General features: G+C 66.4%; 13 protein-coding genes. 5 read left to right on the top strand and 8 right to left on the bottom strand.

The features are described from left to right. Positions 1-60 precede the first annotated feature (60 nt). Complete coding sequence (locus tag DYI42_RS21715; RefSeq protein ID WP_213548925.1) at positions 61-366, bottom strand: phosphoribosyl-ATP diphosphatase; 306 nt, start codon at positions 364-366, stop codon at positions 61-63. Next, positions 363-1,124: an imidazole glycerol phosphate synthase subunit HisF gene (hisF, locus tag DYI42_RS21710; protein WP_213548923.1), complete on the bottom strand. Its 762-nt coding sequence runs from the start codon at positions 1,122-1,124 to the stop codon at positions 363-365. Before hisF ends, DYI42_RS21715 begins: the two co-directional genes overlap by 4 nt. Before the next feature lie 57 nt (positions 1,125-1,181). Between hisF and DYI42_RS21705 the strand changes: the two genes are divergently transcribed. Then, entirely contained in the window at positions 1,182-2,270 is a 1,089-nt protein-coding gene (locus DYI42_RS21705) for a THUMP domain-containing class I SAM-dependent RNA methyltransferase (RefSeq protein ID WP_213548921.1), read from the top strand. A gap of 77 nt (positions 2,271-2,347) precedes the next feature. Continuing rightward, entirely contained in the window at positions 2,348-2,797 is a 450-nt protein-coding gene (locus DYI42_RS21700) for a DUF302 domain-containing protein (protein WP_213548919.1), read from the top strand. A 32-nt stretch (positions 2,798-2,829) separates the two neighbouring features. Here the strand turns inward: DYI42_RS21700 and DYI42_RS21695 are convergent, their stop codons facing one another. Together DYI42_RS21695 and hisA are read right to left on the bottom strand one after the other, a co-directional pair. Next, positions 2,830-4,557, bottom strand: a complete 1,728-nt coding sequence (locus DYI42_RS21695) for a GMC family oxidoreductase (protein WP_213548917.1) — start codon at positions 4,555-4,557, stop codon at positions 2,830-2,832. A 169-nt stretch (positions 4,558-4,726) separates the two neighbouring features. Then, positions 4,727-5,446 carry a 1-(5-phosphoribosyl)-5-[(5-phosphoribosylamino)methylideneamino]imidazole-4-carboxamide isomerase gene (gene hisA / locus DYI42_RS21690; RefSeq protein WP_213548914.1) on the bottom strand — a complete coding sequence of 240 codons (720 nt, stop codon included), beginning with the start codon at positions 5,444-5,446 and terminating at the stop codon, positions 4,727-4,729. Between the two features lie 232 nt (positions 5,447-5,678). On the opposite strand from hisA, the gene DYI42_RS21685 reads away from it, so the two are divergent. Together DYI42_RS21685 and DYI42_RS21680 are read left to right on the top strand one after the other, a co-directional pair. Beyond that, complete coding sequence (locus tag DYI42_RS21685) at positions 5,679-6,068, top strand: DUF2147 domain-containing protein (protein WP_213548912.1); 390 nt, start codon at positions 5,679-5,681, stop codon at positions 6,066-6,068. Between the two features lie 148 nt (positions 6,069-6,216). Continuing rightward, entirely contained in the window at positions 6,217-6,612 is a 396-nt protein-coding gene (locus tag DYI42_RS21680) for a DUF2147 domain-containing protein (protein ID WP_213548910.1), read from the top strand. Positions 6,613-6,639: 27 nt separating this feature from the next. Here DYI42_RS21680 and DYI42_RS21675 read toward each other — a convergent pair whose 3' ends face one another. From DYI42_RS21675 to DYI42_RS21665, 3 genes are read right to left on the bottom strand one after another with little or no spacing between them, the layout of a single operon-like run. Further along, complete coding sequence (locus tag DYI42_RS21675) at positions 6,640-7,290, bottom strand: ATP-binding protein (RefSeq protein ID WP_213548908.1); 651 nt, start codon at positions 7,288-7,290, stop codon at positions 6,640-6,642. Next, a complete protein-coding gene (hisH, locus tag DYI42_RS21670) occupies positions 7,287-7,925 on the bottom strand; it encodes an imidazole glycerol phosphate synthase subunit HisH (protein WP_213548907.1) in 639 nt (212 codons plus the stop codon). Before hisH ends, DYI42_RS21675 begins: the two co-directional genes overlap by 4 nt. Before the next feature lie 49 nt (positions 7,926-7,974). Next, complete coding sequence (locus DYI42_RS21665; protein WP_213548906.1) at positions 7,975-8,562, bottom strand: TetR/AcrR family transcriptional regulator; 588 nt, start codon at positions 8,560-8,562, stop codon at positions 7,975-7,977. Positions 8,563-8,648: 86 nt separating this feature from the next. Between DYI42_RS21665 and DYI42_RS21660 the strand changes: the two genes are divergently transcribed. Continuing rightward, positions 8,649-9,269 (top strand): DUF2306 domain-containing protein, encoded by a 621-nt coding sequence (locus DYI42_RS21660; RefSeq protein ID WP_213548905.1) that lies wholly within the window; start codon positions 8,649-8,651, stop codon positions 9,267-9,269. Here the strand turns inward: DYI42_RS21660 and hisB are convergent. Further along, complete coding sequence (gene hisB / locus DYI42_RS21655) at positions 9,266-9,853, bottom strand: imidazoleglycerol-phosphate dehydratase HisB (RefSeq protein ID WP_213548904.1); 588 nt, start codon at positions 9,851-9,853, stop codon at positions 9,266-9,268. The genes DYI42_RS21660 and hisB overlap by 4 nt on opposite strands. Positions 9,854-10,669 lie beyond the last annotated feature (816 nt).

The following is a 10,669-nucleotide window of genomic DNA, read 5'->3' as shown; positions in this document are numbered from 1 at the left end:
GGGGCCAGCCCCCCGCACCCCCCGGAGATATTTTCAGCAAGAAAATGAAGCGGGTAGGGTTTAGCGGGAGGCCTTTTCCGAGATGCCCGATTGGTTTTGGCGCGCGGTGAGTTCGGCTTCGATGTCGGCCAGGGTCACGTCACGCGCGGCGCACATGACGAGCAGATGGTAGAGTGCATCGGCGGCCTCGGCAGTGAGCTTGGCGCGGTCGCCCTTCACCGCTTCGATAATCGCTTCGACGGCTTCCTCGCCAAATTTCTCGGCGCATTTCTCCGGGCCTTTCGCCAACAGTTTCGATGTCCAGCTCGAGTCGGGGTCGGCGGATTTGCGGGCTTCGATGGTGGCGGCGAGTTCGGACAGGCTCATGTCATCCTCACGGGAATGCCGGCGGCGGCCATGTGGGCTTTGGCCTCGCCGATGGTGTAGGTGCCGAAGTGGAAGATCGAGGCGGCGAGCACGGCAGAGGCGTGGCCCTCGGTGACGCCCTCGACGAGGTGATCGAGCGTGCCGACGCCGCCGCTCGCGATCACTGGCACCGGGACCGCATCGGCGATGGCGCGGGTGAGGGGCAGGTTGAAGCCCGATTTGGTGCCGTCCCGGTCCATCGAGGTCAACAGGATCTCCCCCGCGCCTTTTTCGGCGATCATCACGGCGAACTCCACCGCTTCGATCCCGGTGGGGCGGCGGCCGCCGTGGGTGAAGATTTCCCACCGGCCCGGCTCGACCGTTTTTGCATCGATGGCGCAGACGATGCATTGCGAGCCAAAGCGCATCGCGGCCTCGGTGATCACATCCGGGTCGGCCACGGCGGCGGAGTTGAAGCTCACCTTATCGGCCCCCGAGAGCAGCAGCTTGCGCACATCCTCATGGGTCCGCACGCCGCCGCCGATGGTGAGCGGCATGAAGCACTGCTCGGCGGTGCGCGTCGCCAGATCATACATGGTGCCGCGATTTTCGTGGGTGGCGTGGATGTCGAGAAAGCAGAGCTCGTCGGCACCTGCGGCGTCATAGGCGCGGGCGGATTCCACCGGGTCGCCGGCATCCACCAGGTCGACGAAGTTGACGCCCTTGACCACGCGGCCATCGGCCACGTCGAGGCAGGGGATGATGCGGGTCTTCAGCATGGGGCTGCGATAGCCGGTTTTGCTGGCGGAGGGAAGCGCGGGGCGGTAGCTGGGGGCATGGAAAAACTGGAGATCTTCCTGGTGGTCGCGCCGGGGCTGGAGGAGGTGGCCGCCGCAGAGGCCCGCGAGCAAGGCTTTGCCAAGGCCCGCGTGGTACCGGGCGGGGTGGCCTGCCGGGGTGCGTGGTCCGAGGTCTGGCGGGCCAACCTTGTGCTGCGCGTGCCGGGGCGGGTGCTGGTGCGGCTGGGCAGCTTTCGGGCAATGAGCTTTCGGGCGCTGGAGGCGGGGCTGGATGCAGTCGATTGGCCCTCGGTGCTCGCGCCGGGCCAGCCGGTGCGGGCAGAGGCGGCGACGAAGCACTCCAAGCTCTACCACGCGGGCGCGGTAAAAGGGCGGCTGGAGCAGGCGCTTGGCCGCGCGGAGGCGGTGGTGGACCCGGAGGGCCTGCGGGTGCTGGTGCGGATCGAGCAGAACACCTGCGTGGTCAGCGTGGACAGCTCGGGCGAGGCGCTGCACCGTCGCGGCTTCAAGGAGGCGGTGAACGCCGCCCCGATGCGCGAGACGATGGCGGCGGGTTTCCTGCGCGCCGCTGGATACGCGGGCCGCGAGCCGGTGCTTGACCCGATGTGCGGTTCCGGCACCTTCTGCATCGAGGCGGCGGAAATCGCCGCCGGGCTGGCGCCGGGGCGCGAGCGCGGCTTTGCCTTCGAGCAGTTTCCGGGTTTCGACGCAAAAGGGTTTACCGCGCTAAAGGCCCGGGCGCCGGTGGCGCGGGGCGAGGGGCCGGTGATGGGCTTGGACCGGGATGCAGGTGCGGTGCGGATGAGCCGGGAGAACGCGGCACGGGCCGGGGTGGCGTGCCACTTCGAGGAGGCCTCGGTGAGCGCGCTGGAGCGGCCAGATTGCGCGCCGGGGCTGGTGATCTGCAACCCGCCCTACGGCAGTCGGATCGGCAACAAGGGGCCGCTCTTCGGGCTGTACGGCAGCTTCGGCAAGGTGATGAAAGAACGCTTCGAGGGCTGGCGCATTGCGATGGTCACCTCCGACGAGAAGCTGGCACGCGCCACCGGCCTGCCATGGGAGCCGCCCGGCCCGCATGTGGCGCACGGCGGGCTGAAGGTGCGGCTCTGGCTGGCGCAGATGTGATGCGGCGTTCATGGACCCGTGGAACGGGGCGGGCATTCTGCGGTTGAGCTTGCATGGTCCAACCCGGAGAGACTGCCATGAAACACGCGATTGCCGCCCTTGCCCTGACCCTTGCCGCCACGCCCGCGCTGGCGGATGACGACATCATCAACGTGGAGGCGACCGGCAGCGTGGCCGAGGTGGCCGACCGGTTGGTTGCTGCAATTGAGGGCGCGGGGGCCACGGTATTCGCCCGGGTCGACCATGCGGGCGGCGCCGAGAGCGCGGGCATGGAACTGGCGCCGATGGAGCTGGTGATCTTCGGCAACCCCACGCTCGGCACGCCTGCGATCCAGTCTTCGCCGATGGCCGGGCTGGTGCTGCCGATGAAGGTGCTGGTCTGGGAGGATGCGCAGGGCGCGGTGAAACTCTCCTACGAAGACCCCGAGGAGATGCTGGACGAGGTCGGCGTGGATGATGACCTCGAGGTGATCGTCCAGATGGAAGGCGCGCTGAAAAAGCTCACAGGGGCCGCCGCGGGCGGCTGAACGGGCGCAGGGCAGGGCCCCGCGCCCTCACGTCAGCCGATGAGGATGTCGGCCATGCGCTCGCCGATCACTACCGTGGAGGCCATTGTGTTGCCGGTCGACACGCGCGGCATGGCTGAGGCATCTGCAATGGAAAGCCCCTCGACCCCGTGAACCGCGAGGCTGCCGGAGACGACCGACATCTCGTCGGTCCCCATCTTGCAGGTGCAGCTTTCGTGAAAGTAGGTGCCCGCCGCATTGCGAGCGAAGTCATCAAGCTCGGCCCCGCTGATGGGGCCGGGCATGACCTCGCGCTTCACGAACTCGGCGAGCGGGCCGGAATTGCCGATCTCGCGGCAAAACTCGATGCAGGTTGTCAGCGCCTTCAGGTCTGCCGGTTCCTTCAGGAAGCCACCGTCGATCTGCACCGGATCGCTCGGGTCTGGCCCGGTCAGCCGCACCTCGCCCGTGCTCTGCGGGCGGACGATGCCGGGCGCGATCGTCCAGCTTCCGGCGGGCGGAGCGTAGGCCGAGCCGTGGACCTCGGAGGCGTAGGGCACCTCGATCTGGAAGGGCTGGAGATCGGGCGTGTCGAGCGAGGAATCCGACTTCCAGAAGAAGGTCGCCTCGGCGGCGGAATTGCCCGGCGGGAGCGGCGTGGTGTACTCCCACACGCAGCCCGCGGCGAGGATGTGATCCTGAAAGTTCTGGCCTACGCCGGGCAAGTCATGCGCCACTGCGATGCCATGCTCTGCAAGGTGATCTGCAGGGCCAACGCCCGATTGCATCAGGATCTTAGGCGTGTTGATCGCCCCTGCCGAAAGCACCGTATGGTCAGCCTCCACCTCGAAGCTCTCGCCATCTTTCTCGAAGGTCAGGCCGGTGACGGTGGTGCCGCTGAGCGTGAGCTTCTGCACCGTGGCCCCGGTGAGCAGGGTGATGTTGGGGCGTTTCAGGGTCTCCCAGAGATAGTCCGAAGGGATGTTGCGGCGCATGCCATCCTTGATCCGCACGTTGGCGAGGGCTGCGCCACCCTCTCCCTCCATCATCTCGCCGTTCATGTCGGCGTAGCCGGGGATACCCGCGGTGCCGCAGGCCTCGACGAAGGCGGGGGCGATCGGGTTCACATCGCGCACATCGGTCACCCAGATTCGGCCACCGGTGCCGCGGCGGGTGTCATCCGGCGCGCCCTGCCAATCTTCGATGCGCTTGTAGATTTCCAGCACGTTCTCGTAGGACCATGCGTCATCGCCGGTTTCGGCAGCCCAGAACTCAAAGTCGTTCTTGTGGCCGCGCGCCCAGATCATCACGTTGATCGAGCTGCCGCCGCCCACCACCTTGCCCATCGGCAGGATCAGCGAGCGCCCGTTGACGTGCTCGGAGGGCTCGGCACTGTAGCCCCAGTCACGCTCGGAGCGGATGTTGGTGGGCCACATCAGCGGGTTCAGCACGGCGTCGATCTGGTCGGTGCCGCCGGCCTCGAGCACCAGGACGGAGGCGTCGGTTTCGGCGGCCAACCGCCCGGCCACAACCGCGCCGCCAGAGCCGGAGCCGACGACGATGTAATCGTAGCGGCCCGCGATGTTCTGCGCGTTGTAGCGCTGAGTGATCGCCGCATCGCCGAGCTCCTGCGCCCAGGCCTCGGCAGAGGCGAGCGAGGCGCCTGCGGCAAGCGCGAGCTGGATGAAGCGGCGGCGTCCGAGCCGCCCGTGAACGAGGCCGGATTGCAGCGCCATGAGGCGGTCGCCCCGGGCGAGAGCCTGGGTGAAGATCGGTTTCATTGGAGTCCTCCCTTGGTCATGCGGGAGCACGCAGCCGGGCCTCCTCTCCCTGCGGCGTGCCTGCGTGGTGCAATTTAGTGCATGAGTCGGGCGGATTCCCTAGGGTTAACTTGCGAGTGCGCGACTAAGGTCGCGGGTCCGGCGGGAATTGTGCAATATAGTGCGGGGGTCAGGCGCGGAGGGTGGCCAGCGCCTCGGCAAGGTCGATCGCGCCATCATAGAGCGCGCGGCCAGAGATCGCCCCGGCGATGCTGCCCTTGGCTTTCAGCGCCGTGAGGTCGCCCAGCGAAGAGACGCCGCCCGAAGCGATGACAGGGATAGAGACCGCACGGGCCAATGCATCGGTCGCCTCCACGTTGGGGCCCTGCATGGCGCCGTCGCGGTTGATGTCGGTGTAGATGAGTGCGGCCACACCGGCATCCTCGAAGGACTTGGCGAGGTCGGTCGCGTTTACGTCGGTCTCTTCCGCCCAGCCTTTGGTGGCGACCATGCCGTGCCGCGCGTCGATCCCCACGGCGACCTGGCCGGGGAAAGCGGCAGCCGCCTCGCGCACCAGCGCCGGGTTTTCCACCGCCACGGTGCCGAGGATCACCCGGGCGAGGCCTTTGGAAAGCCAGCGCTCGATGGTGGCCATGTCACGGATGCCACCGCCAAGCTGCGCCGGGGTCTTGGTCGCCTTGAGGATCGCCTCGACCGGGGCGGCATTGACCGGCTCGCCCGCGAAAGCGCCGTTGAGATCAACGAGGTGGAGCCATTCGCAGCCCGCGTTGACGAATTCCATCGCCTGAGCGGCCGGATCTTCGTTGAATGTAGTCGATTTCGCCATGTCGCCACGAAGGAGCCGCACGGCGTGGCCGTCTTTCAGGTCAATGGCGGGATAGAGGATCATGGGCTGGCTCCTTTTGAGGCGGGGTGTGCCATGCGGCGCGAGCGAAGGGAAGAGGCCACCATCTGTGGATTCCGCCGACTTTGGGGCGCCGCCCCAACCCCCACGGGAATACGCGAACCAACGGAATGGACCGAGCTTGAATATCTGCCTCGCGCCGGACCCAACGTTACGGTTGCGCATTGTGTGGCGAGAGCGCGAGGATGCAGCCAGCGTAGCTAATGGGAGGAGAACCATGCGCAAGATAGCATTGATGGCGGCAGCGCTGCTCGTGGCGGCCCCGGCCTGGGCGGCGGACCCGCTTGAGGGCCTCTGGCGCACTGCCAAGGATGACAACGGCAATTCCGGTCTGGTGCAGGTGAAGCCCTGCGGCGGCGGGCTCTGCGGCACGCTGATCAAGGCCTATGGGCCGGGCGGCAAGGAGATCAAATCCGAGAACGTGGGGCGGCAGATCATCTCGCAGACCAAACCCTCGGGTGGTGGTCAGTACAAGGGCAAGGTCTATTCGCCCGACCGCGGCAAAACGTACAATTCCAAGCTGGTCCTTTCCGGTTCGACTTTGAAAGTGTCCGGTTGTGTACTCGGCATCTGCCGCGACGGCGGAACCTGGAAGAAGGTCAAGTAGAGCCTTTTGTCTGCGGGCGCCTGCCGATGTGCCGTGTGCCCGCAGGAACCGCTTGCGCGGACTCACCGCACCCGCCATATGGCGATCATGCTTTGCAGTTGCTGATGTTCAGCGAAGCGGGCCAGTGTCGCCAGAAGGAGTGATGCCGGTGACCAGACTTTTTCGAATGATGACTCTAAGTGCCCTACTGGCGCTGGGTACCGGGGCTGGGCAGGCGGCGACGCCGGAAGGCCTTTGGCTTACGGGCCCCGACAGGAGTGGCAACGTGGCCCATGTGAAAGCCGTCCGGTGTGGTGTTGCGCTATGCGGCACGATCGTGAAGGCTTTCAACAGTGCAGGCCAGCCGATCAACTCGCCCAACGTGGGCAAGCGCGTCTTTTGGGACATGACGCCCGTTGGCGGCAACATCTATGAGGGCCGCGCCTATGTTCCGGTGATGAAACGTGACTATGGGGCGCAGATGGTTCTGAAGGGCAACCGGATGGTGGTCAAAGGCTGCGCCGGGCTGATCTGCATGGATCAGACCTGGACGCGTGTGGATTGAGGCGAAGCGGCGGGCGGTTTGCCCGCCCTATAGCACGAGATCGGAATAGACGAAGCCGTCGCGAATGACGGTCTCTCCCCGGGTGGCGGGGATGGGCGCGCTGAAGCACGGCGCGTCGAGCACACAGGTATGAAACTCGCCGTTCTCGCCGCAGGGGTCGATACCATCGGGCAGTTCGGCGAGCAGTGCCGCGTCGAGCCCGCGGCCGGCAAAGCTTTCGGGCAGCTTATTTGGATCGAGCGTGACGATGCGAGTGTCGAAGGTCTCGGCAATTTCGGCAGCCAGCGCGGCGGTGTCTGTGCCCCAGACCGGGAAGACCGGGGTAAGGCCGGTGCCTTCGAGTTGCCGGATGCGGTAGTCGCGCACGTCTTCAAGGAAGAGATCTCCGAATATCATCTCATCAACGCCGCGCGCCTTCAGCGCCGCGACGGCCTCAGCCATGCGTGCCTCGTAGACTTCGTTGGTGCATGGCCAGGGCAGGGGCACTTCCATCAGTTCCAGCCCCGCAGCGGCGGCCTGCGCACGCAGAATCGCGGCGCGGGTGCCGTGCATTGCCACCCGGTCGAAGGCCTCGTTGAGCGTGGTCAGCGCCACCTGAACGTCGTGGCCCGCCGCCCGGGCGCGGATCAGCGCCATGCAGCAATCCTTGCCGGACGACCAGCCGATAGCGGCACTCATGGGGCCCACCGGAGGAAGTTGGCGATGATCCTGAGGCCGGTCTGCTGGCTCTTTTCGGGGTGAAACTGGGTGCCGAAACGGGTACCTTCGCCGACGATGGCGGTGACCTCGCCAGCGTAGTCCACATGGGCGAGGCGCTGGGCGGGGTCGGCACAGGCAAGATGATAGCTGTGCACGAAATAGGCGTGGTCGCCGGTCGCCACGCCCGTGAGGCAGGGGTGGTCGCCATCGATCACCAGATCGTTCCAACCCATGTGCGGCACCTTTAGCGACGGGTCGGAAGGCGCGATGGGCACCACCTCGCCGGGGACCCAACCGAAGCCCGGGGTATCCTCATGCTCGCGGCCGAGTGTGCTCATCATCTGCATGCCGATGCAGATGCCCATGAAGGGTTTGCCTTTTGTCTCCACGTGTTCGGTGATCGCTTCGATCATGCCGGGGTGAGCGGCCAGCGCAGCCCGGCAGGAGGGGTAGGCGCCGTCACCGGGCAGCACGATGCGGTCGGCCCGGGCCACCTCTTCGGCCTCGCCGCTGACGATCACCGAGCCAGCGCCCACCTCAGAGGCCATGCGCTGAAAGGCCTTCTCGGCGGAGTGCAGGTTGCCGCTGTCGTAGTCGATGAGAACCGTTCGCATGGGGTGCCTTTCCGTGTCGCGCTTGGGGTCGCGCGAAACGGGGGCGGGGTCAAGAGGCAGGAGCCGCTCCGATGCGCTCCACCAAATCAAGCACGGCGGTGTCGAGCGCCGGGCTATCGGGGACGATGCCGTGCAGGATAAAGAGTGCGTAGCCGTGGCACAGCGCCCAGACCTGGGTTTCGATCACCGTGGGCTCGGTCCCTTCGGGGACGAAGGGTGCGCAGAATTCTCGCAAGATCCCGTAGGCCGAAGACGGGCCGTGAGCGAGATGTGCGTCGGGCTGGCTGCGCATGCCGGTCGAGAACATCAGCCGGTAGAGCGCGGGGGCTTCCCGTGCAAAGGCGAGGTAGCCCCGGCAGATCGCTTTGAGGCGTGCGCGCGGATCCTGTTCCGGCGCGGCCTCGCGCAGCATCGCCGCGCCGAAGCGCTGAAAGCCCTCGGTGGCGATGGCCTCGCGCAGCCCTGCGACACCGTCGAAGTGATGCGCGGGGGCCGCGTGCGACACGCCAGCGCGGGCAGCGCATTTGCGAAGCGAGAGCGCATCAAGCCCCTCGGATTCAAGAATCTCGATGCCGGCCTCGACGAGGCCCGCGCGCAGGTTGCCGTGATGGTGGGAGGTTTTCAGGACGACGGTCATTGGCCCAGAGTAGAAATGCATCTTGACGGCGTCAAGTTGACATGATTTTGACGGTGTCAACTTTACATCGTCAAGTGAGGTGCCGAATGTCGATCCTGTCCCGTGTTCCGAACCTTTTGTGGTGGCTTGTCTGTGTTGGGGTCGCCCTAGTGTCGTGGCGGTTTCTGATCGGTGGGGTTGCGGTGACAATGCCGGCAATGCTGCCGCAGTTCGAGAATCGCGCTCTGATTCTCTATGCGCACATCGGGCTGGCACCGGTGGCACTGCTGATCCTACCATTCCAATTTTCCAGCCGTTTTCGCACTGCGCGTCCGCGCCTGCATCGCTTGATGGGGCGCAGCTACGGCTTGGCTGTGCTCCTGTCGGGCATGGCCGGGCTGGTGCTGGCGGTCCGAACCGAGACTGGCTTGGCCCCCTGGACCGGGCTTGGTTTTGCCTCGCTGGCCGTGCTCTGGCTGGCGACCACGGCGCAGGCGGTGCGGCTGGCGATGGCGCGCCGTATCGAGGCGCACCGACGGTGGATGACCCGCTCGGCGGCTCTCACCGTCGCCGCCGTGACTTTGCGCATCGAATTGCCGCTGATGGTCTTCGGCTTCGGGCTCGATTTTGGCGTTGCCTACACGATCGTCGCCTGGCTGTGTTGGGTGCCCAACCTGTTGATCGCCGAACTATGGCTTGCCCGGCGGAGACCATTGCCAGCCCCTTAGAGCGTGCCCTTGGTCGAAGGAATGGCATCCGCTTTGCGCGGGTCAGCCTCGAGCGCGTCGCGCAGGGCACGGGCCACCGCCTTGAAGGCGGCCTCGGCGATGTGGTGGCTGTTGATTCCGTGCAGCGCGTCGACATGCAGGGTGATGCCGCCGTGGGTGCTGAACGCCTGAAAGAACTCGCGCACCAGCTCGGAATCGAAACCGCCGATCTTTGCCGTCGGGAAAACCACGTTCCAAACGAGGTAGGGGCGGCCAGAAAGATCAAGCGCGGCGCGCACCAGCGCGTCGTCCATTGGCAAGAGGCAGCTTCCGTAACGCGTGATGCCGCGTTTTTCGCCCATGGCTTGGGTGAGCGCCTGGCCCAGCGTGATGCCCACGTCTTCCACCGTGTGATGATCGTCGATGTGCAGATCGCCCTTGGCGTCGACCTTCATGTCAATCAGCGCATGGCGCGCCAGCTGGTCGAGCATGTGGTCAAAAAAGCCAACCCCGGTGGAATTGACATAGCTTCCGGTGCCGTCGAGATCGATCTCAACGGTGATCGCGGTTTCCGCAGTTTCGCGGGTGACGCTGGCCTTGCGCATGGGTGCCTCCGAAACGGGTCGCCGGGTTAATAGGCCCGTGAGGCTCCGGGGGGAAGAGGCTGAGCCGCAGCGGCAGCAAGGATGTGTCCCTGCTGCGCCATGGTGTCAGCTTTCGTCGCCCGGTTTGTCAGCGTCGTTCAGAACCGGCATCGGGGCGATCACCGTCTTGCTGCTTGCAGCCGGGCGCGGAGGTGGTGGCGGTGCCCCCGGCGTGGGCGCAGGCTCGGGCGGCGGCGCTGCCGGCGTCACCTCGGCGGGGACAGGCTCGGGATCTGGCCCGGGTTGTGGTGGTGGCGGCGCGGAAGCGGGTTGTGGAGCGGCCGCCCAAGGGTCGGCGATCTCTGCCGGGGTGGCCGCTGTCTCGGGATCCTCCGAGAGTGCCTGCGGGGCCTGTGTCACTTCAGATCGAGGCGGTTCGACAGGTGCCGGTTCGGAAGGGGCCGCTGGGGTGGGATCTGTTTCGGCGGGCCGTGCGGCGGCGGTGGCCGATGAAGGGTGTGGCTCCGGCTCCGGGGTAGCTGGCTCCGGTTCCAGTTCCGGCTCGGGTGCGCTCCAGGGGTCCGCGATCTCGGCGGGGGTCACGCTGGTTTCGGGCGCATCGGAAAGCGCCTGTGGGGTCGAGGTGACCACGTCCTCTGCCGTGAGCGGTGGCAGTTCAACCGCGACGGTTTCCGACGGCAGCTCCGGCGGTGTTGCCGGGGGCGACGGGCTTGCAGATTGCCAAGGTGGTGCAGGTCAACGGCGACCCGGAGAGTGCCGGGCGGATCAAGGTGAGTTTTCCGCTGCTGCCCGGCTCGGAGGGGCTTTGGGTGCGCG

Origin of the sequence: Vannielia litorea, from assembly GCF_018424695.1 — a bacterium.
GTDB classification, from domain to species: Bacteria; Pseudomonadota; Alphaproteobacteria; order Rhodobacterales; family Rhodobacteraceae; genus Vannielia; species Vannielia litorea_A.
Note: the sequence above shows the minus strand (reverse complement) of the source record. Positions and strands in the feature narration are given on the sequence as shown.